At 71.8% G+C, this 20,010-nt stretch carries 20 protein-coding genes and 1 tRNA gene; 10 read left to right on the forward strand and 11 right to left on the reverse strand.

Annotation, left to right across the window (positions count from 1 at the left end):
- Nucleotides 1-117 precede the first annotated feature (117 nt).
- From AC4D2E_RS03670 to AC4D2E_RS03695, 6 genes are all read left to right on the forward strand, one after another.
- On the forward strand, nt 118-312 hold the full coding sequence (locus tag AC4D2E_RS03670) for a hypothetical protein (protein WP_490909683.1): 195 nt from the start codon (nt 118-120) through the stop codon (nt 310-312).
- Nucleotides 313-314: 2 nt separating this feature from the next.
- On the forward strand, nt 315-1,739 hold the full coding sequence (locus AC4D2E_RS03675; RefSeq protein ID WP_104165784.1) for a hemolysin family protein: 1,425 nt from the start codon (nt 315-317) through the stop codon (nt 1,737-1,739).
- The gene (locus tag AC4D2E_RS03680; protein ID WP_104165782.1) at nt 1,736-2,827 is read left to right on the forward strand and encodes a hemolysin family protein; all 1,092 of its coding nucleotides are present in this window, start codon (nt 1,736-1,738) and stop codon (nt 2,825-2,827) included. The genes AC4D2E_RS03675 and AC4D2E_RS03680 overlap by 4 nt, the downstream gene beginning before the upstream one ends.
- 90 nt (nt 2,828-2,917) lie before the next feature.
- Complete coding sequence (locus AC4D2E_RS03685) at nt 2,918-3,898, forward strand: metal ABC transporter solute-binding protein, Zn/Mn family (protein WP_490951687.1); 981 nt, start codon at nt 2,918-2,920, stop codon at nt 3,896-3,898.
- 133 nt (nt 3,899-4,031) lie between these two features.
- Complete coding sequence (locus AC4D2E_RS03690; RefSeq protein WP_490952314.1) at nt 4,032-4,811, forward strand: metal ABC transporter ATP-binding protein; 780 nt, start codon at nt 4,032-4,034, stop codon at nt 4,809-4,811.
- 3 nt (nt 4,812-4,814) lie between these two features.
- Entirely contained in the window at nt 4,815-5,720 is a 906-nt protein-coding gene (locus AC4D2E_RS03695; protein WP_490951688.1) for a metal ABC transporter permease, read from the forward strand.
- Between the two features lie 43 nt (nt 5,721-5,763).
- Here the strand turns inward: AC4D2E_RS03695 and AC4D2E_RS03700 are convergent, their stop codons facing one another.
- The 3 genes from AC4D2E_RS03700 to AC4D2E_RS03710 form a co-directional block, all read right to left on the reverse strand.
- Nucleotides 5,764-6,303 carry a MarR family winged helix-turn-helix transcriptional regulator gene (locus AC4D2E_RS03700; RefSeq protein ID WP_490951689.1) on the reverse strand — a complete coding sequence of 180 codons (540 nt, stop codon included), beginning with the start codon at nt 6,301-6,303 and terminating at the stop codon, nt 5,764-5,766.
- Between the two features lie 75 nt (nt 6,304-6,378).
- Nucleotides 6,379-6,930 carry a MarR family winged helix-turn-helix transcriptional regulator gene (locus AC4D2E_RS03705; RefSeq protein ID WP_490952315.1) on the reverse strand — a complete coding sequence of 184 codons (552 nt, stop codon included), beginning with the start codon at nt 6,928-6,930 and terminating at the stop codon, nt 6,379-6,381.
- Between the two features lie 94 nt (nt 6,931-7,024).
- On the reverse strand, nt 7,025-7,522 hold the full coding sequence (locus tag AC4D2E_RS03710) for a Fur family transcriptional regulator (protein WP_104165772.1): 498 nt from the start codon (nt 7,520-7,522) through the stop codon (nt 7,025-7,027).
- A 77-nt stretch (nt 7,523-7,599) separates the two neighbouring features.
- Here AC4D2E_RS03710 and AC4D2E_RS03715 point away from each other — a divergent pair, with 77 nt between their 5' ends.
- The 4 genes from AC4D2E_RS03715 to AC4D2E_RS03730 all read left to right on the forward strand — a co-directional run bounded on the left by AC4D2E_RS03715 (nt 7,600) and on the right by AC4D2E_RS03730 (nt 10,486).
- Nucleotides 7,600-8,259, forward strand: a complete 660-nt coding sequence (locus AC4D2E_RS03715) for an MBL fold metallo-hydrolase (RefSeq protein WP_490909678.1) — start codon at nt 7,600-7,602, stop codon at nt 8,257-8,259.
- Nucleotides 8,260-8,389: 130 nt separating this feature from the next.
- Nucleotides 8,390-9,217 (forward strand): sulfurtransferase, encoded by an 828-nt coding sequence (locus AC4D2E_RS03720; protein ID WP_490951690.1) that lies wholly within the window; start codon nt 8,390-8,392, stop codon nt 9,215-9,217.
- 187 nt (nt 9,218-9,404) lie between these two features.
- Complete coding sequence (locus AC4D2E_RS03725) at nt 9,405-9,830, forward strand: HIT family protein (protein WP_104165766.1); 426 nt, start codon at nt 9,405-9,407, stop codon at nt 9,828-9,830.
- Nucleotides 9,831-9,883: 53 nt separating this feature from the next.
- Entirely contained in the window at nt 9,884-10,486 is a 603-nt protein-coding gene (locus AC4D2E_RS03730) for a hypothetical protein (protein ID WP_146067388.1), read from the forward strand.
- Here AC4D2E_RS03730 and hrpA read toward each other — a convergent pair.
- From hrpA to AC4D2E_RS03770, 8 genes are all read right to left on the reverse strand, one after another.
- The gene (hrpA, locus tag AC4D2E_RS03735; protein ID WP_490951691.1) at nt 10,458-14,498 is read right to left on the reverse strand and encodes an ATP-dependent RNA helicase HrpA; all 4,041 of its coding nucleotides are present in this window, start codon (nt 14,496-14,498) and stop codon (nt 10,458-10,460) included. The genes AC4D2E_RS03730 and hrpA overlap by 29 nt on opposite strands.
- 47 nt (nt 14,499-14,545) lie before the next feature.
- A complete protein-coding gene (locus tag AC4D2E_RS03740; RefSeq protein ID WP_490951692.1) occupies nt 14,546-15,562 on the reverse strand; it encodes a helix-turn-helix transcriptional regulator in 1,017 nt (338 codons plus the stop codon).
- Nucleotides 15,563-15,641: 79 nt separating this feature from the next.
- Entirely contained in the window at nt 15,642-16,169 is a 528-nt protein-coding gene (locus AC4D2E_RS03745) for a hypothetical protein (protein ID WP_490951693.1), read from the reverse strand.
- Nucleotides 16,166-17,551, reverse strand: a complete 1,386-nt coding sequence (locus AC4D2E_RS03750) for a DUF58 domain-containing protein (protein ID WP_490951694.1) — start codon at nt 17,549-17,551, stop codon at nt 16,166-16,168. The genes AC4D2E_RS03745 and AC4D2E_RS03750 overlap by 4 nt, the downstream gene beginning before the upstream one ends.
- The gene (locus tag AC4D2E_RS03755) at nt 17,544-18,584 is read right to left on the reverse strand and encodes an AAA family ATPase (RefSeq protein ID WP_490951695.1); all 1,041 of its coding nucleotides are present in this window, start codon (nt 18,582-18,584) and stop codon (nt 17,544-17,546) included. The genes AC4D2E_RS03750 and AC4D2E_RS03755 overlap by 8 nt, the downstream gene beginning before the upstream one ends.
- Nucleotides 18,581-19,042 carry a hypothetical protein gene (locus tag AC4D2E_RS03760; protein WP_490951696.1) on the reverse strand — a complete coding sequence of 154 codons (462 nt, stop codon included), beginning with the start codon at nt 19,040-19,042 and terminating at the stop codon, nt 18,581-18,583. Before AC4D2E_RS03760 ends, AC4D2E_RS03755 begins: the two co-directional genes overlap by 4 nt.
- A complete protein-coding gene (locus AC4D2E_RS03765; RefSeq protein ID WP_490951697.1) occupies nt 19,039-19,815 on the reverse strand; it encodes a DUF4129 domain-containing protein in 777 nt (258 codons plus the stop codon). Before AC4D2E_RS03765 ends, AC4D2E_RS03760 begins: the two co-directional genes overlap by 4 nt.
- Before the next feature lie 58 nt (nt 19,816-19,873).
- A tRNA-Arg gene (locus AC4D2E_RS03770) sits at nt 19,874-19,946 on the reverse strand.
- Between the last annotated feature and the right edge of the window lie 64 nt (nt 19,947-20,010).

The following is a 20,010-nucleotide window of genomic DNA, read 5'->3' on the forward strand; positions in this document are numbered from 1 at the left end:
GTCCGGGCGCCGATGCCGCGGCGCCCGGACCCCCGTTGCGCTGTGAGCGAAGAAGCCGGGGGTGCCGCGCGGATTGCGTCCGCCGGACGGGGGCCCGGCACGTAAACTGGGAGTCTTATGGACAGTCCTCCCAGGGGCCGGCTCGACGCCGGCGCACCCTCCTCCCTTGCCCACCCGCTGCCCGGGGACCCCGGACGAGCCGTGGACGCCGATTCCGACCAGGGTGCGCTGCCTGCCCCGTCGGACACCGCGGACCCCCTTAAACGCGGACCGCTGCTCTCCCGCCCGGACCTGATCGGGGAGGGGAAGTAGCGGTGGAGTGGATCTACCTGGCTGCCGGCCTCCTGCTCGTGCTGGGTACGGGTTTCTTCGTGGCCGTCGAGTTCGCCCTCGTGGCCCTCGACCAGACGTACGTCCAGCGCGCCGTGGACGAGGGGGACACGAAGGCCGCACCCCTGCTGCGCTGCCTCAAGTCGCTCTCGACCCAGCTCTCCAGCTGCCAGCTGGGCATCACGCTGACCACGCTGCTGACCGGCTACGTCATGGAACCCTCCGTCGGCAAGCTCCTCGAGACGCCGCTCTCCGCGCTCGGCCTCTCGGAGGCCGTCGTCGGGTCCGCCTCGCTCATCATCGCGATGGTCCTGGCGACCCTGCTGTCGATGCTCATCGGCGAGCTGGTCCCCAAGAACCTCTCCATCGCGCTGCCCTTCCGGGTGGGCCGTGCCCTGGCCCGCCCGCAACTGATGTTCACTGCCGTCTTCAAGCCCGCCATCCTCGTGCTGAACGGGTTCTCCAACCGCATCCTCAACATCTTCGGACTCGAGGCGAAGGAGGAGATCTCCGGCGCGCGGACGCCGTCGGAGCTCTCCTCGCTCGTGCGTCGATCCGCCGAGATGGGCACGCTGGACCAGGGCACCGCGAACTTCCTGGCGCGCACCTTCAGCTTCTCCGAGCGGACGGCGGCCGACGTCATGACCCCGCGCATCCGCATGGAGGTGATCGACTCGGACCAGTCCGTGGCCGACGTCGTCGAGGCCGCGCGCCGCACCGGCTACTCGCGCTTCCCGCTGATCGGCGACTCCGCGGACGACATCCGCGGCGTGGTCCACGTCAAGAAGGCCGTCGCGGTACCGCGCCACAAGCGCGCGGACCTGCCCGCCGGCACCATCATGACCGACGTCCTGCGTGTCCCCGAGACGGTGCACCTCGATTCGCTCCTCAGTGAACTGCGCGAGGCGAACCTCCAACTGGCCGTGGTGCTCGACGAGTACGGCGGCACCGCCGGTGTCGCCACGCTCGAGGACCTGGTCGAGGAGATCGTGGGCGAGGTCGCGGACGAGCACGACAAACTGAAACTGGGCGTCCTGCAGAGCGCTGCAGGGGACTGGTTCTTCCCCGGTCTCATGCGTCCCGACGAGGTCACCCTGCAGATCCCCGGGCTCGTGGTGCCGGACGAGGCAGGCTACGAGACCGTGGCCGGGTTCATTATGGCCGAGCTCGGCCGGGTCGCAGCGCCCGGGGACGCGGTCGAGGTCCCCGCGGGCACGCTGACCGTGGAGCGCATGGACGGACGGCGCATCGACCGCGTCCAGTTCCGTCCCGCGCCCACCCCTGAGCACGACGACGAGAGCGCCGTCGTGCCCGAGCACCAGCCCGTGCCCCAGGGGTCCTCGGGTGCCGAATCGACCACCGGGCCCGTCTTCGCCGGCAGCACGGCCTACCGGAAGGACCACCGATGAGCGACTGGGCGGGAATCGTCTGGCTCGTCGTCCTCCTGGCCGGCAACGCGTTCTTCGTCGGCGCCGAATTCGCCATCATGTCGGCGCGCCGCAGCCAGATCGAGCCCCTGGCGGACACGGGGTCGAAGCGGGCGAAGACCACGATCTGGGCCATGGAGCACGTCTCCCTCATGCTCGCCTGCGCGCAGCTGGGCATCACGGTCTGCTCGCTCCTGATCCTGCAGGTCGCGGAGCCCGCGATCCACCATTTGCTCGTGGTGCCGCTGGAAGCCGTCGGCATCCCCGAGGGCCTCGCCGGAGGGCTGGCCTTCGGGATCGCCCTGGTCCTGGTGACCTTCCTGCACGTGACCTTCGGCGAGATGGTGCCGAAGAACATCTCGGTCTCGGTCGCGGACAAGGCTGCCCTCCTCCTGGCCCCGCCGCTCGTGATGATCGCGCGGGTGGTCAACCCGGTGATCTCCTCGCTGAACTGGGCCGCGAACCATATCCTCCGCGCCCTCAGGGTGGAGCCGAAGGACGAGGTGTCCTCGACCTACACGCTGGAGGAGGTGCAGTCGATCGTCGAGGAGTCCACGAAGAGTGGACTCGTGGACGACGAGTCGGGTCTCATCACCGGTGCGCTGGAGTTCTCCGGGCAGACGGCCGAGACGACGATGGTGCCGCTCAGTGGGCTCGTCACCGTCCGCACCGATGCGACGCCGGAGGACTTCGAGCGCGCGGTCGGACGGACCGGGTTCTCCCGGTTCGTCATGGTGGACGAACACGGCAACCTCACCGGCTACATGCACCTCAAGGACATCATGTCGATGCCGCAGGCCATGTACCGCAGGCCCATCACGGAGAACAAGGTCCGCACGCTGGCCAACCTGTCGCTGCACGACGAGATCGAGGACGCCCTGACCGTGATGCAGCGGACAGGGTCGCACCTGGCGCGCGTCCTCGGGCCCGATGGCTCGACGCGCGGCGTGCTCTTCCTCGAGGACGTGATCGAACAGCTCATCGGCGAGATCCGCGACGCCACGCAGAACCAGGGCGCGCGGAGGTCGGGGGAGGGCATCGGCGGTCCCGACGCGCCGGTCACCTCCTGACCGGTCCGGTGAAATGCGAATGGTTCGCGTCTGGGTTATGCTCGAAGCACTAACCTGAACAATTCTCATTAGTCTGATCGAGGTTCCCCGATGCCAGTTCCCCGCCGTCTCGCTCTTCCTGCCCTGGTGGCAGTCTCGGCCCTCGGTCTTGCCGCCTGCGGAGACGGCGGGTCCGATGCCGCGAACGGGCAGGCGGACGCCGGCGGGGGCGCGATCACGGTCGTCACCGCCACCAACGTGTACGGCGGTATCGCCGCGGCCGTCGGCGGCGACGACGTCGAGGTCACCTCGGTGGTGAACAGCCTGAGCCAGGACCCGCATTCGTACGAGCCGACCGTGCAGGACAAGCTGTCCGTCTCGGAGGCGGACCTCGTCATCGAGAACGGCGGAGGGTATGACACCTTCCTCGGGCGCCTCGCGGACGAGACCGGCGTCGAGACGGTGCTCAACGCCGTCGAGTTGTCCGGCCTCCAGGAGCCCGGCAGCGCAGGGGAGCATGCAGGCGAGGAGCATGCAGGCGAGGAGGAGCACGGCCACGGGTCCTTCAACGAGCACCTCTGGTACGACCTGCCCGCCATGGCGACGCTCGCCGACGCCATCGCGGACGAGCTGGCCCGACTCGACGAGCCGAACGCCGATGCCTACCGCGAGCGTGCCGACGCCTTCATCGAGGATCTGCAGCCCCTCCAGGACCGGCTGGCCGCACTGGCGTCGGCACGCGGGAGCGACCGCGCGCAGGTCGCGGTGACGGAGCCCGTCCCCGCGTACCTTCTGGAGGCGGCCGGGCTCGAGGACGTCACACCGGAGGACTTCATCGAGGCGATCGAGGAGGAGTCCGACGTCCCCGTGGCGGCGCTCGAGGAGATGAAGGCCCTCGTCTCGGGTGGCAGCCTCGCCTTCCTTGCCTACAATGGCCAGACCGAGGGAGCACAGACGGAAGCCGTCCGCTCCGTCGCCGACCAGGCGGGCCTGCCCGTCGTCGAGTTCACCGAGACCCTGCCCGACGGCGAGGACTACGTGTCCTGGATGGCGGGCAACACCGACAGCATCGAAGCCGCCCTCGGCTCCTGAAGAACCCGCACCACGCTCCTGCACCACCCGGAACCACTCCTGAACCACGACAGACTGGAAGCCGCTCCGCATGACCTCGACAGTGCCCCGGTCGGCGTCCTCCTCCTCCGACGGGACGGACGCCCGGCCGGCGATCAGCCTGCGGGACGCGGCGCTGTCCTTCGGTGACCGCACCCTGTGGGAGGGGCTGGACCTCGACATCATGCCCGGTGAGTTCTTCGCGGTCCTGGGCCCCAACGGCTCGGGCAAGACGAGCTTCCTGAAGGTCCTGCTGGGTCTGCAGCCGCTCGACTCCGGCACGGCGACCGTCCACGGCGGCCCGATCACGCGTGGCAGCCGGGCGCTCGGATACATCCCGCAGCAGAAATCCTTTCCCGCCGAGACGCCGCTGAGGGCCCGCGACCTCGTGGGCCTCGGAGTGGACGGCCACCGCTGGGGACTGCGCCTGAGGGGCCGCGGGTACCGCGAGCAGGTGGACCGGCTCCTGCACGACGTCGGCGCCGACTCCTATGCGGATGCGCCCGTCGGCCTCCTCTCGGGAGGCGAGCAGCAGCGCCTGCGGGCCGCGCAGGCCCTCGCCACGGACCCGGCCGTCCTCCTGTGCGACGAGCCCCTGCTGTCGCTGGACCTGCACCATCAGCAGGCGGTGAGCTCGCTCATCAACAGGCAGTGCCATGAGAAGAACAGCGCCGTGGTGTTCGTGACCCACGAGATCAACCCCGTGATCGACTACGTGGACCGCGTGCTGTACCTCGCGGACGGGAAGTTCCGTGTGGGCAGCCCCGCCGAGGTCATGACGAGCGAAGTGCTCTCCGACCTCTACGACAGCCCTGTCGAGGTACTGCACAGCAACGGGAGGATCGTCGTCGTCGGTCTGCCGGACGCCACGACCCACCATCACGAGAGCGCCTAGGCCATGGACTTCCAGGACGTCTTCGACGCCATCTTCACGTTCGACAACTACGCCCAGTTGCTGCCGCTGGTCCGGAACTCGCTCATCGCCGGGGCGGTGCTCGGACTCCTCGGCGGGCTGATCGGGATCTTCGTCATGATGCGGGACCTCGCCTTCGCGGTGCACGGCATCGCCGAACTGTCCTTCGCCGGGGCCGCGTTCGCGCTGCTCGTCGGGGCCAATGTGGTTGCCGGTTCCCTCGTCGGCTCCGTCCTCGCCGCGCTCGTCCTCGGACTCATGGGAATCCGCGCCCGTGACCGGAACTCGATCATCGGCGTCGTGATGCCCTTCGGCCTCGGCCTGGGCATCCTGTTCCTCGCCCTCTACGAGGGGCGTGCCGCCAACAAGTTCGGCCTCCTGACCGGGCAGATCGTCTCGGTCGACGACGTGCAGCTGAACCTGCTCGTGGGGTGCGCTGTCGTCGTCATGCTCGCCCTGGCCGCGATCTGGCGCCCGCTCACGTTCGCGAGCGCGGATCCCGATCTCGCGGAGGCCCGCGGCGTGCCGGTCCGGGGCCTCTCGATCCTGTTCATGGTCCTGCTGGGGATCTCCGTGGCCCTGTCCATCCAGGTGGTCGGTGCCCTGCTGGTCCTCGCGCTGCTGATCACGCCGGCCGCCGCTGCCCTGAAGGTCTCGTCCGCGCCCGGCGTCGTGGTCCTGCTCAGCGTGGTGTTCGCGTGCACCTCCGTGGTGGGAGGGATCCTGCTCGCGCTGGGCGGCCGCATCCCGATCAGCCCGTACGTCACGACGATCTCGTTCGCCATCTACCTCCTGTGCCGCCTGATCGGGTCCCGCCGCTCGGTGCGGAGATCGCGCCTGCCCGGGGATGCGACCGGATCGCGGCGGATGGCCGCCGGCGTCCCGGCCTGAGCGCGGACGCCCCGGCACGGACGATCCCGGGAAGCGGGAAGGCCTAGGAGCCGGAGGTGTGACCCGGCTGCTGGACGGCGTCCGCGATCGCTCGTTCCATGCTCCGCAGGAAGCGGGTGACCGTCTCGGTCTCCTCGCCCGTGAGGCCGTTCGCGGCGGCGAGGACACCACGCTTCTCGATGTCGAAGGCGGACCGGAACTCCTCGGTGGCCCTGTCGCCGGGTTCCAGGATCACCGCGCGGCGGTCGACCGGGTGGCGGCGACGCCGGATGAAGCCGGCCTTCTCGAGCCGGTCGATGACGAGGGTGGTCGATGCACTCGAGATCCCGAGGGCCAGCGCGAGCTCCTTGGGGCTGGCCCCCTCGTCCTCCTGCCAGACGCCGAGGAGGTAGCGCAACGCTCCGAGATCGGTCTCGTTGATGCCGAGTCGCTGGCTGAGCTCCCGGCGAAGGCCGCTCTCCACGGTCCGGTAGGCGCGAAGGGCATTGAGGACGTCGACGCCGGTCGCCGGCTGGTGGGTGGCACCCCCGCCGGACGGGGGGTACCAGTAGCCCGCTCCCGGCCGTGCGTCCGAAGGATCCATGGCCTTATCCTAGACCATCTAGTAGTCAATCTCCCTAGATACATGGTCGGTTGCGGATCCTCGCGGGATCCCGGATCAGGCAGGCGGGCCAGCGGTCCCGGTCGCGGGGAAGTCCAGCTCCGTCATCGCCTGCCCGAGGGCGTCGAGGAAGCGGTGGATGGTGCTGCAGTCCCCGGGCGGGAGTGCGGAGGCGATCTGCATCATCCGCTCGTGCATGGTGCCCATGGTCGACCGCACCTCCTGCTCGGTCGTCGCCGTCGGCCACACCTCGATCGCACGCCCGTCCGTGCTGCTCCGGCGCCGTTCGGCGTGGCCGCTCTGTTCGAGGCGGTCGACCAGCACCGTGGTGGCGGCCGAGGAGATCCCGAGCTCACGGGAGAGGGCAGCGGCACTGAGCGGGTGCCCCGCCTGGCGCGCACGCAGCATCAAGCGCAGCGCTGTCATGTCGGTCCTGCCGAGGTGCATGGATTCCCTGCTCTGGCCCCGCATGGAACTCTCGGCATCCCGGTAGCGACGCACGGCGTCCACGAGATCGAGGACGGGATCCGCGTCGCCGGCCGAGGCGGCACGACCGCGTCCGGCACCGGCCGGGGCCGGCCCGGCGGGGACGGAACTGTCGGGGGACATCACGGGACCAGCCTAGTCGCCCGCACCGACATGATCAGCGCCAGGACTGCGGTGGCGCGGGCAGGGGAGATGCTGTGCACCGTGGGAGGACGGCTCAGGGCCGGTCCCTCGCCGCTGTGCATTCCGGGCACAGGCCCTGGATCTCGACGGTGTGGGCGGCGTCCGAGAAGCCGTGCTCCGCCGCGATCCGGGCGGCCCACTGCTCGACGGCGGGCGCCTCGATCTCCACGGCGCGTCCGCAGTTCCGGCAGAGGAGGTGGTGGTGGTGGTGCTCCACGGCGCAACGCCGGTAGACCGCCTCGTTGTCGCCGTTCCTCAGCACGTCCACGAGGCCGTCGTCGGCCATGGACTGGAGGATGCGGTAGGCGGTGGCGAGCGAGACCGATTCGCCGCGCTCGTGGAGCACGCGGTGGAGCTCCTGCGTGCTCACGAAGTCGTCGAGGGCGTCGAGGGCGGCGCTCACCGCACGCCGCTGCCGCGTGACGCGCTGCTCGGATCCCCTGCGGGTGGGCGGTGCGGGCGGTGTGGGTCGCGCTGACGGCGCGGCCGTCCCCGTCCGCGGTCCTGCCTCGGAGGTCGCCTCAGGCGTCATGTCCTACCCTTCCTGCGGGCTCGGGTGCCCGGGATCAGAGTCAAGATTATCAGCGCGGGCGGCGGTAGTCTGAGGCGATGCGGCTGACCAAGTACACCCATTCGTGCGTGAGGCTCGAGCAGGACGGCTCCGTGCTCGTGGTCGATCCAGGGTCCTTCTCCGAGGTCGAGGAGGCGCTCGAGGGTGCCGCCGCCGTCCTCATCACACATGAGCACCCCGACCACGTCGCCGTCGACCGCGTGGTCGCCGTGCTCGCGGCTGACCCCTCGATGGGACTGTGGGCGCCGCCGGCCGTGGTCGACGCCGTCGTCGAGGGTCTGGGTGCTGCGGCGGAGGAGCGCGTGCATCCCGTGGCCGGCGGCGAGGAGTTCACGGCCGGCGGGTTCCGGGTCAGGACCTTCGGCGGACAGCACGCCCTGATCCACCCCCTGATCCCCGTGATCGCCAACGTGGGCTTCCTCGTCGAGGAATCCGTCTACCATCCGGGCGACTCGCTGATCGTGCCGCACGGGATCGCCGTCGGGACCCTGCTGGTCCCGGTGCACGCGCCGTGGTCGAAGCTCGCCGAGGTCGTGGACTTCGTGGCGTCGGTCCGGGCGCCCCGCGCGTTCCAGATCCACGACGCCCTCCTCAACGAGGCCGGGCTCGGCATCGTCGAAGGCCACCTCACGCGCCTGGGAGCCCGGTACGGCACGTCCTTCCGGCACCTCGCGGTCCGCGAGGGCGCGGACGTCTGACCCGGGCCCGCCCTCCCCGGTCGCCGGGCGGGTTCCTTGGTGGGCGCATGCCGGTGTGGTGGACTGGCCTGCATCAGGACCGGCCGCGGTGAGCCCGCGGTCCGGTCACACGTTCCGACAGGAGATCTCGATGAAGACTCTGATGGATGTGCAGGAGCTGCGGGACCGGATGACCTCCGGTGCGCAGACCATCCTGCTGGATGTGCGCTGGGCCCTGGGTGACCCCCACGGCCACGGACACTACCGCGAAGCCCACATACCCGGCGCCGTGTACGTGGACATGGAGACGGAGCTGTGTGCCCCGGGCGGTCCCGGGCTCGGGCGCCACCCGCTTCCCGACGCGGCGGCCCTCCAGGAGGCGGCCCGCCGATGGGGACTCAACGACGGCGACACCGTGGTGGTCTACGACGACTCCGGGAACCTTGCGGCGGCCCGCCTCTGGTGGCTCCTGCGCGACGCCGGCTTCGCGTCGGTCAGCCTCCTCGACGGCAGCCTGGGGGCCTGGCGCGCGGCAGGGGGCGACGTCGAGGGCGGGGAGGAGCGGCACTGCGTGGGCAGCGTCCGCCTCACCTCGGGCCACATGCCGGTCGTCTCCATCCCCGACCTGCTCCACCCCGCGCACGGCGACGTGATCCTCGACGCCCGCGCCGGTGAACGCTTCCGCGGGGAGCACGAGCCGATCGATCCGCAGGCCGGGCATATCCCCGGAGCCGTCAGCGCCCCGACGGCCGACAACCTCGGCGACGACGGCCGCTTCCGGTCCGCGGAGGAGCTCCGCCGCCGCTTCGGCGCCCTGGGTGCCGGCCGCGGGCGCACCGCCGTCTACTGCGGGTCGGGTATCACCGCGGCGCATGCCATCGCCGCGCTGGACATCGCCGGCTTCGACGCGGCGCTGTTCCCGGGCTCGTGGTCCCAGTGGTCGACGACCGAGGGACTGCCCGTCGCAACGGGTGCCTGACGCCGCCCGGGGTGCGGGACGAACCGTGCGGCGGGGCCCGTGGTGGCCCCGCCGCACGGTGGCGCGGTAGCGTCGGGGCATGACCCCAGGACGACCCGCGCCGCCGCCCCTGCGTGGCGGCATCCCGCTGCCCGCCGGCCGGGGGCGCCGCGGCGTCCCGCCGGCAGCAATCCCAGGAGGACCACCGATGGCCACGCTCTTCACCAGAATCATCGACGGCGAGATCCCCGGACGCTTCGTGTGGCAGGACGACGACGTCGTCGCGTTCCTCACCATCGCCCCGATCACCCCCGGGCACACACTCGTGGTCCCGCGGCGGGAGATCGCGCACTGGCTCGAGGCCGATCCGGAGACCCTCACCCGGGTGATGGCCGTCGCCCAGACCATCGGCAGGGCGCAGGAGACGGCCTTCGGCGCGAAGCGCGTGGGGGTCCTGCTCGAAGGCTACGAGGTGCCCCACCTGCACGTGCATGTCTGGCCGACGCAGTCACCGGAGGATTTCGACGTCCGGCGCGTGGACCACGCGCCGGACCCCGCCGCGATGGACCGCAGTGCCGAGGCATTGCGGAGCGCGCTGCGCGACGCCGGACACTCCGCCTCCGTCCCCGCCTGAACGGGCCGCCGGCCGCTACCGCGAACCGCTCCCCGCTGGTAGGTTGCCGGTGCATGGAAGCTATCGAGAGCATGTTGACCGGCGGGCATCCCAACTCGATGGGGCGCACGGTCGAGGTCGTGGAACTCGTGGTGGCGGACCGATCGCGGCTGGAGGAGTTGTTCGGGTGCTACGGCAGCACCGACCCGGTGGTGCGGCTGCGCACCTCGAGCGCCCTCAAACGCCTCGAGGCCGCGCGGCACGAGTGGCTGGTCCCGTTCGCGGACCGGCTCATCGACGACGTCGGCATGCTGGACCAGCCCTCCGCACAGTGGACGCTCGCGAAGCTGCTCCTGCGGCTCACCCCGGACCTGACACCGGACCAGCGCCGCCGCGCCACGGTGATCCTCCAGCGCAACCTGGAGCAGCAGCACGACTGGATCGTGCTGATCAACACCATGGAGACGCTGTCCGCCTGGTCCGCCGGCGATCCCGCCCTGCGTGCGTGGCTGGACCCCCAGCTCGAGCGCCTGGCCGGCGATCCGCGGACGTCGGTCGCCGAGAGGGCACGGAACCTCACCGCCCGGGCCAGGGGCGACCGGATGCCGTCCGGTGCTCCGTCACCGGACGGCGCCCTGCGGGTCGCGGTCAGCGCGTCTCGGCGAGGGCCTCGTTGAGGGCCGTCCTGACACGCTTCTCGGACACCGAGTAGGCGGTGCCGAGGTCCTGCGCGAACAGGCTCACCCGCAGTTCCTCGATCATCCAGCGGACCCGGGCCAGGGACGCCGGCCGGTGCCGTCCTGCAGCGAGGGACGCGACGGCGTCGTCGTACTCGTCCTCGAGCCGCTGGACGACCGCCGTCCCGAGGCCGTCGCGCTGCACGTTGGTCGGCAGCTTCTCGAGCCGCACCTCGACGGCCCGCAGATAGCGCGGGAGGTGCGCCAGCTGGGCGTAGCCCGTGGCCGCGACGAAGCCGGGTCGCACGAGGTGCTCGAGCTGGCTCCGGACGTCGTTCAGGGCCGTGATCAGTGCCAGGCTCGTGGTCCCCTTGAGCTGCTTCTGGATGCGCCGGTTGCTGGCGAGCACCTTCTCCACTGTCGCGGTCACGATGAAGACCGTGTCGATGAGCTCCGCGCGGACCTCCTCGTACAGCCGGTTGAACGCCTCCTCGGTCCAGGGCAGCTGCTCCGGGACGAGCTTGTCGATCGCCGCGAGCGAGCAGTCCCGGATGAGCTCGGCGACACTGCCGTGCGGGTTCTGGCTGAAGGTGAGCTTCTCGGTGTTGCTGAGGTGCTCCAGGACGTACTTCGCCGGGCTCGGGATGCGCAGGGACAGGAGCCGGATGATCCCGGCCCGCATCGCCGTCGACTGCTCGCCGGCGGTCGGGAACACCCGCAGGCCCACCGAGGTTCCCTCGTCGACGACGGCGGGGAACCCCGTGACACGGTGCCCGGCGACCGTGCGGGACACCTCGCGCTCGATGTCCCCGAAGACCCAGGTGCTCTCGCCCGTCCGCTCGGCGACCGCGGGCGCCTCCGCCACGGCCACCGCTCCGTGGGGCAGGGCGGCGCCCTGCTCGGCCTGCCCGCCCGCCGCGGTGTCCGCTGCGTGCGTCCGCCCGGAGCCGCGGCCTGCCGGCTCGGTCCGCGTGCCGTTCCGGCCGGCGGGACCGGCGGACGCCTTCCCGCGGCCCCCGCGGCGCGGACCGCCCGCCGGGCGGGTGCTCCCGGGCGTCGCTCCGAGGGATTCCGCGATCGCGCGGCTGACCGCCGGTGCCAGGGCCTCCTTGAGCGCCTCCAGGTCGCGGGACTCGTCGAGCACGCGACCGCCGGCGTCGACGATCCGGAACATCATGAGCAGGTGCGGCGGCACCGCGGACCAGGTCCACGACCCGGGCGGGATGACATGGCCCCGCAGGCGGCGCAGGGCGAGCTCGAGGGACGCCTCGAGGTCGTCCTGCGCGGGATCGAAGTCGGCCGCGAGGGCGGCGACGGCGCTCCGGGCGACGTCCGGCGCGGGCACGAAGTTCTTCCGCACCTGCTTCGGCAGCGACTTGATGAGCGAGGTGACGAGTTCCACGCGCTGGCCGGGGATCTGCCAGCGGAACGGCTTCGGGTCCAGCTGGTTCAGGAACAGGACGGGGATGGTCACGGTCACGCCGTCGTGCGCGCCCGGGGTGAGGGGTGAGAACTCGTAGGCCAGGGGCAGCTCGAAGCCCGCCTGGTGCCAGGTACTGGGGAAGGCCGTCTCGTCGAGCTCCGCCGCGTCCTCGCTGAGGAGCTGCTCCGGGTCGAAGTCGAGCAGGTCGGGCTGCTCGTGGCGTGCCTGCTTCCACCAGGAGTCGAAGTGCCGCTCGGAGACGACGTCCGGGCCGATCCGCTGGTCGTAGAACTCGAACAGGGTCTCGTCGTCGACCCGCAGGTCCCGCCGTCGGAGCCGGTTCTCGAGTTCCTCCACCTCGGCGAGGCGGGCCTGATTGCGACTGAAGAAGGTGTGGTGGGTCTTCCAGTCGCCTTCGACGAGGGCGTGCCGGATGAACAGCTCGCGGGCCACCTCCCGATCGATCCGCCCGTAGTTGATGCGGCGTTGGGGCACGATCGGCACGCCGTAGAGCGTCACCTTCTCGTACGCCATGACCGAGCCCATCTTCCGGGACCAGTGCGGTTCGCTGTACGTGCGCTTCACCAGGTGCGGCGCCACCTGCTCGGCCCACAGGGGGTCGATGCGCGCCACGACGCGTGCCCAGAGCCGGGAGGTCTCCACGAGTTCGGCGGCCATGACCCAGTCCGGTGACTTCTTGAACAGCGCGGACCCGGGGAACACGGCGAAGCGGGTCCCGCGTGCGCCGGAGTACTCCCGCTTGCGCTGGTCGTAGAGGCCGATGTTGCCGAGCAGACCCGCGAGCAGGCTGATGTGGATCTGCTCATGGAGTCCCACGGGGTCCACGGGGCCAGCGGGCAGGGTGATGCCGAGCGGCTTCGCGAGCTGGCGCAGCTGCTGGAACAGGTCCTGCCACTCGCGCACGCGCAGGTAGTTGATGAATTCGGTGCGGCACAGTTTGCGGAACTGCGTGGACGAGAGTTCGTCCTGCTTCTCCTGCAGGTACCGCCACAGGTTGAGGTAGGCGGTGAAGTCCGAGTTCTCGTCCACGAAACGCTTGTGCTTCTCCGCGGCCTGCTGCTGCCTGGCCGGCTGGTCCGCCGACGGCCGCTCCCGCGGGTCCTGGATGGTCAGCGCCGCGGCGAGCACCATGACCTCCTTGACGGAGCCACGCGTCCCGGCCTCGACGATCATGCGCCCGAGGCGGGGATCCACGGGGAGCTGGGCGAGCTTGCGGCCCACCGGGGACAGGCCGCCGTCGTCCTTCAGCGCACCGAGCTCACGGAGCAGGGCGACGCCGTCGTTGATCGCCTTGGTCTCGGGGGGCTCGACGAACGGGAATTCCGCGATGTCCTTGGGGCTGCGGGTCACGCCCATGGCCGCCATCTGCAGGATGACCGCGGCGAGGCTGGTCCGCAGGATCTCCGGCTCGGTGAACGGCCGCCGCGACGCGTAGTCCTCCTCCGAGTAGAGGCGGATGGCGATGCCGTCGGACACCCGGCCGCTGCGGCCCGACCGCTGGTTCGCGGAGGCCTGGGAGACACGCTCGATCGGCAGCCGCTGCACCTTGGTGCGGTGCGAGTAGCGCGAGATGCGTGCGGTGCCGGTGTCGACGACGTACTTGATGCCGGGCACGGTGAGGGAGGTCTCCGCGACGTTCGTCGCGAGGATGATGCGGCGGTGGCTGCCGGTGGGGCGGAAGACGCGGTGCTGCTCCTCGAGGGAGAGCCTCGCGAAGAGGGGGAGGACCTCCGTGCCGCGCAGGCGGGTGGTGGACTGGATGCGTGCGCGGAGGGCGTCGGCGGCGTCGCGGATCTCGCGCTCGCCGGAGAAGAACACGAGGACGTCGCCGGGGGCTTCGAGGGACAGCTCGTCCACCGCGTCGCAGACGGCGTCGAGCGGATCGCGTTCCTCCTCGAGCTCGCTGTCCGCGCCGCCCTCGCCGTCGTCGAGCCCGCCCGGCGGCTGGTCCAGGGGCCGGTAGCGGATCTCGACCGGGTACGTGCGGCCCGAGACCTCGATGATGGGTGCGGGGGAGGTGTCCGCGACGGCGGCATCGGCGGCGAAGTGTGCGGCGAAGCGCTCGGGGTCGATGGTCGCCGAGGTGATGATGACCTTCAGGTCCGGGCGCTCGGGCAGGATCCGCTTGAGGTAGCCGAGGATGAAGTCGATGTTGAGGCTGCGCTCGTGGGCCTCGTCGATGATGATCGTGCTGTACTTGCGCAGCATCCTGTCGTGCTGGATCTCGGCGAGGAGGATGCCGTCCGTCATCAGCTTGATCTTCGTCCGGCGGCCCACCGACCCGGTGAAACGGACCTGGTAGCCCACCTCCTCGCCGAGCGGCACCTGCAGCTCCTCGGCGATGCGCTCGGCGACGGTGCGGGCCGCGAGGCGCCGGGGCTGGGTATGACCGATCAGCCCGTGCTCCGCCAGGCCGAGCTCGAGGCACATCTTGGGGATCTGCGTCGTCTTCCCGGACCCGGTCTCGCCGGCGATGATGGTGACCTGGTTGGCCGCGATGGCGGCCATGATGTCGGCCCGGCGTTCCGAGACGGGAAGATCCGCGGGGTAGGAAATAGTCAGTGGCATAGTTGCCTGCCAGTCTAGTTCCTCGCACCGGGCCGCAGGCGGGATGTTCACCGAGGGCCGGACTCCGGCCCTCCGCCGTCGTGCAGCATGCCCGGCGCCGCCGTCCCTGTGGCCTCGCCTGCGCGGCGGAGCCGGTCGGCGACGACGGCGGCGCGGTCACGCATCGCGGCCGGTTCGAGGACCTCGAAGTCGATGTCCCAGCTCGCCAGGTAGGCCAGCGGGAAGTCGAGGGAGTCGAAGCCCGCCCTCAGGAGCGTGTGGTGGTCGCCGTCGGCCTCGAGGGTGCCCGTGCTGGGCGGGACGTGCGCTGCCAGCTCCTCGAGCGGCGCGTGGAACCGGATCACGGCATCGTAGGAGAAGGGCGAGCGCGTGATGGACTCCTGCACGTAGACCGCGAGGTCGGGCGCGGGCAGCGGGCGCGGCACGAAGCGGTCCCGTGCCACCGGCACGCTCCGGCACCGGTCCACGCGGAACGTCCGCCAGTCCTCCCGGGTGCGGTCGAAGGCCACCAGGTACCACCGCCGGCCGGTGTCCACGAGCCGGTACGGTTCGACGACGCGCCGGGAGGACTCGCCGTCGTGCCGGTCGTAGCGGAACGCGACGCTGCGACGCTCGGTGATCGCCGCGGAGAGGGCGGTCAGGATCTCCGGGTCCACCGGGGTGCTCACCGCGGCCATGCGCGTCACCGCCGAGCGCAGTCCCGCGAACCGGGGCCTCAGCCGGGGCGGCAGGACCTGTTCGAGTTTGGTGAGCGCGCGCACCGAGGCTTCCCCCACGCCGGAGACCGGGCTGGCCGTCACCGCGGTCAGGCCGATCGCGACGGCGAGCGCCTCGTCGTCGTCGAGCAGGAGGGGCGGCAGCTGGGCCCCGGCGCCGAGCTGGTATCCGCCGGCTACCCCGGGGGAGGCGTTGATCGGGTAGCCGAGCGTGCGGAGCTTCCCGATGTCCCGCCGGACCGTCCGCTCCGTGACCGCCATGCGCTGCGCGAGGGCGGGTCCGGTCCACTCGCGCCGGAGCTGGAGGAGCGAGAGGAGCTGCAGCAGGCGCGCCGAGGTCTCGATCATGGGTCAACGGTACGGCGGAAAGCGGACGGGAGCTGTCCTGATTCAGGTCTCTTCCCCGGATGGTCCGCTGTGGTGCGTGTCAGGGGCCCGGGCGCCGGATGAGCCATCCCGCCCACGCGATCAGGGCCGCCACACCGGCCAGCACCGCGGGCAGGCTGGATCCGGCATCGCCCAGCAGGAGGGCGAGGACGGCCACCGGCTGCGCCACGGCCTGGATCCGGAGGAAGGACACGGCGAGCCGACGGAGCGCCGCGACGCTGACCCATCCCCGCAGGGGCAGGTGCAGGAGCAGGAGGTAGAGGATGAAGACGGCGTGCAGCCCGGCGACGACCACGAGGAGCCACGGGGACCCGGCGGGCACGTTCACCGCGTAGGCGACGACGAGCAGCAGCAGGGACAGGGCCACCACGCCGACCGACGGGAGTACCGCCGCGCCCACGGCCACCACGACGGGCAGGACGATCCACAGGGAGCCGCTCCAGGCGATGCTGCCGAGGAGAACGGCAAGGAGGGCGGTCGCGCTGCGCACCACCCACAGGGGTACGAGGCCCCGCCGGTCGGGCACGGCCGGCGAACCCGGAGTCCGGGCACCCCGTTGCAGGGTCATGGCGTCCTCCGGGCGGACCCCTGGCCCGTACGCCGCCCGGCCCGGCGCGCCAGCAGCCGGAATCCGGTCTCGAGGTCCGGCCCGAAAGGCGCACCGAGGCCGCCCGCCCGGTCGGGCTGTGGAGCGAGCCGTGCGGCCGGCTGCGCGTCGGCGGTCGCCCCGGCGATCACCGGGATGCCGTCGCCCTGCAGGTCCTCGAGCAGGAGGCGACGCCGCAGGAGCGTGAGCCGCACCGCCTCGGCCTGCGCCGCCGTCGTCTCCGTCCGGTCGAGCGGCAGCATGCAGTCGACCCCCGCCACCACATGCCCCTGCGCGTGCCAGAGCCGCAGCAGGCGTGCCGGCTCGCCGTCCAGGAAGGCGGAGAACACGACGACGACGGCGCCCTGCGGCGGCACGGGATCCCTCCGGCGCCGCCGCCGCGGCACCACCGCCGTGCCCGCGAGCCGGACCCGGATCTGTTCGAGATGCCGTGCTCCGGCTGCCGAGCGCAGGGCGCGCCGCGTGCCGGACAGGTCATCGACGCCCACGCGGTCACCGACGGAGAGGTAGGAGGCCGCGACCGTCGTGGCAGCCGTCCGTGCCACGTGCAGCGATCCGGCCGCCAGGCGTGGAGGAGCCGCAGCGAACCAGTCGGCGGTCGAGGACGGCAGATCGTGCGCCTGGTCGACGACGAGGACGACCGAGGCCTCCGCGTCCGCGAAGGTGCGCCGCACCATGAGCCGGTCCTGGTCGGCCGACCGGCGGGCCGTGGCACGCCAGTCGATCCTCCGCAACTGGTCTCCGGGTTGCAGGGGAGCGACGGACCGCAGCTCGCCGCCGTCGCCCGGGCGTCCCGAGCGATGCGTGCCGGCGAGGCCCACCAGCCGTCGGGAGACCGGGCGTGCGAGCGTCGCGCCGATCGGCGGCAGGATGCCCACGCGCACCGGTGGCGCGGCCACGAACGCGGACGGCCGGGCGAGGTCGGCACCGAAACTCGCGGCGCCGTAGGCGAGGACGTCCTGCTCACCGGAGGGCGGCGCGTCCACCAGCAGGGGGCACTCCTCTCCGGCCAGCAGGACGACGGCGTCCTGAGGGTACCCCGGGGCAGCCAGGGTGGTGACGACCAGGCGTCCCGGGTCCGGGGTGCCGCCGGCGTCCCTCGGGGCCAGCAGCAGGCGCAGGCGCGGGCCCCGGGTCTCGGTCCGCCGGTCCGCGGCGATGCGCACCTCGCACGCGCTCCCGGGTTGCGGCCCCGCGCGCCCGGCGAGCGCGAGGAAGGCGAGCGGTGCCGCGAGTGCCACGGTGTCCGGGCGGCCGGAGACCAGGCCCGCCACCACGCAGACGAACGTGATGATGACGGCGAGAGCCCAGACGGGGGACCGGACGGCGGCGGCCCTAGCCACGGGGCACGGTCGGCGGGGTGGGCACCTCGGCCAGCACGTCCCGCACCACCTTCTCCGTCGCCACGCCCTGCGCCCAGGCCGACGGCGTCAGCGTCAGCCGGTGCGCGAGGACGGCCGCTGCGCCCTCCTTCACGTCCTCCGGCAGCACGAAGGTGCGGCCGTCGAGGACCGCGAGCGCGCGGCCGAGCAGGACCAGCCCCTGCGACCCGCGGGGGGATGCGCCCACCTCGACCGCCGGATGGTTCCGCGTCGCGGCGGTGAGCCGGACCGCGTAGTCGATGACGTCGTCGTCCACGCCCACGGATTCGACGGCGGCCTGCAGGCGCAACAGTCCCTCGGCCGTGGTCACGCTCGCCACCCGCGTCTCGTCCTGCCGCCGCGCGATGCGTCGCGTGATGATGTCCTGCTCGCCGCCGGGGCCGGGGTAGCCGAAGCGCAGGCGGACCAGGAAGCGGTCCAGCTGCGCCTCGGGCAGCGGGTAGGTGCCCTCGAACTCGATGGGGTTGGAGGTGGCGAACACGTGGAAGGGGCGCCGGAGCGGCAGGGTGGTGCCTTCGGCGGACACCTGCGCCTCCGCCATGGCTTCGAGGAGCGCGGACTGGGTCTTCGGGGACGTCCTGTTGATCTCGTCGGCGAGGAAGAGGCCCGCGAAGATGGGGCCGGGCTTGAACTCGAACTCCCGGGTGGCCGGGTTGAAGATGGACGAGCCGGTCACGTCCGAGGGCAGGAGGTCCGGCGTGAACTGCAGGCGCCGGAAGTCGAGCCCCAACGCCTGGGCGAGGGTCTTGGCCGCAAGGGTCTTCCCGAGGCCGGGCAGGTCCTCGAACAGGACATGGCCACCCGCGAGCACGGCCGCGAGGGCCAGGCGCAGGGCGCCCTCGGCGCCGACGACGACCGTCCCCGCGCGGGCGAGGACCTCGCGGCCCACGCGAGCGGCATCGAGCCGATCCGCGCCCGGTGTGTCGGCAGGGCCGGTCAGGACCGCGCCGGGGTCCGCGGCGGCGCTCGACGGGGAGGAGCTCGGCTCGGTCATGGGGCCTCCAGGCGATGGATCGGCGGGTCGGTCTGCGGGGCGAGGACGATGCGCTCCAGTTCCGCGCCGAGCTCCCGGAGCTCGCGGTGGGTCAGCGCGGGCGGCCGGACCTCAGCGAGGAAGGCATCGAGCCCTTCACTGCGGGGCGTGCCGGGCCGCGCCGCCGCCACGGAGCGGGCAAGGCCGTGAACCTCGAGGACCGCGCGCATCCCGGGGTCCGTCGACGCGAGGGAGAACTCGAGCGACTGGACGTCCGCGAGGCCGCGCTCCGGCTCGGGCGGACGCGCCAGGACGATCCGCGGGACATCGACGGCCTCGAGGACACCGTTCGCGATGCCCGCAGCGCCTGCTGCGCCGACGAGGACGACGCCGTGGCGGGCGTCGAGCCCGAAGAACCAGACGGCGACGAGCGCGAGGCCGACGAGCACGACCGTGACGGCCCATGCGGACCGCTTCACGGCCGGACCCCCGGGTGCCGGGCGCGTGCGGCCAGGGACCGCGTCAGCTCGTCCACGCTCGCCACCGCCGTGTCCCGATCGGCGGGACCCAGGGGATCGGTGGAGCGACTCCGGCCTGCCTGCCCGAAGCGGGCGCGCTGGTACAGGTGGTTGAGGGTGGTCAGCGGCAGGGGAGGGACATCGAGGGTGGCAGCCAGGGCGGAGGCGAAGTCCGACGTCGTCTGCGAGGGCGTGCGGCCGGCGCCCGCCTCCGCGCACACGCGCTCGAGGTCGAGCCAGCACCGGATGATCGTGTCCGAGGTGGCGCCGCCGCTCACCAGCGCGGCATGCGACGTCGCCGCCCACGCCGGCAGCGTCACCGATGCGAGGGCGACGGTGCCGGCGTGGTCGAGATCGGCCTGCTCCAGGGGAGCCCCGCCGGGTCCGTGCCGGCCGCGGAAGCGCAGCAGGAACCGCGTCAGGAGGGCCAGCGCGAGCATGAGGAGGACAAGCGTGACCGCCGCCAGGGTGCCTCCGTCGACGACGATGCGCTCGCCGTCGGGCAGGGAGGAGGCCGTGACCGTCACGGTCGGGGCGGGGGACTCCGGCTGTCGGGGGGAGCTGACCGCCGGGTCCATCACGGGATCGGCGGAGAAGTCGCCGACGAAGGCTGCGGCGAGGACGACGAGGACCAGGACGACCAGGGTCAGGGCGGCGGAGGCGCGCGGCGGTCCGGCTGCTGTCCCCACGATCCCCCCGCCGGTCGGTGCCCGTGCGCACCCCGAGGCCCGCATCCTGTGGAGCCTACCAAAACAGAACCGCCGCCGGCCTGATGGCCGACGGCGGTGGATGTGCCCTCGATAGGATTCGAACCTACGACCTTCTGCTCCGGAGGCAGACGCTCTATCCCCTGAGCTACGAAGGCAGATACGGGAACTCCCGTACCCGTTAGGGACTCATCGAGCTTAGCAGGTGGCGCTTGTGTGGGA

This window comes from Arthrobacter sp. TJ-265, assembly GCF_058269135.1.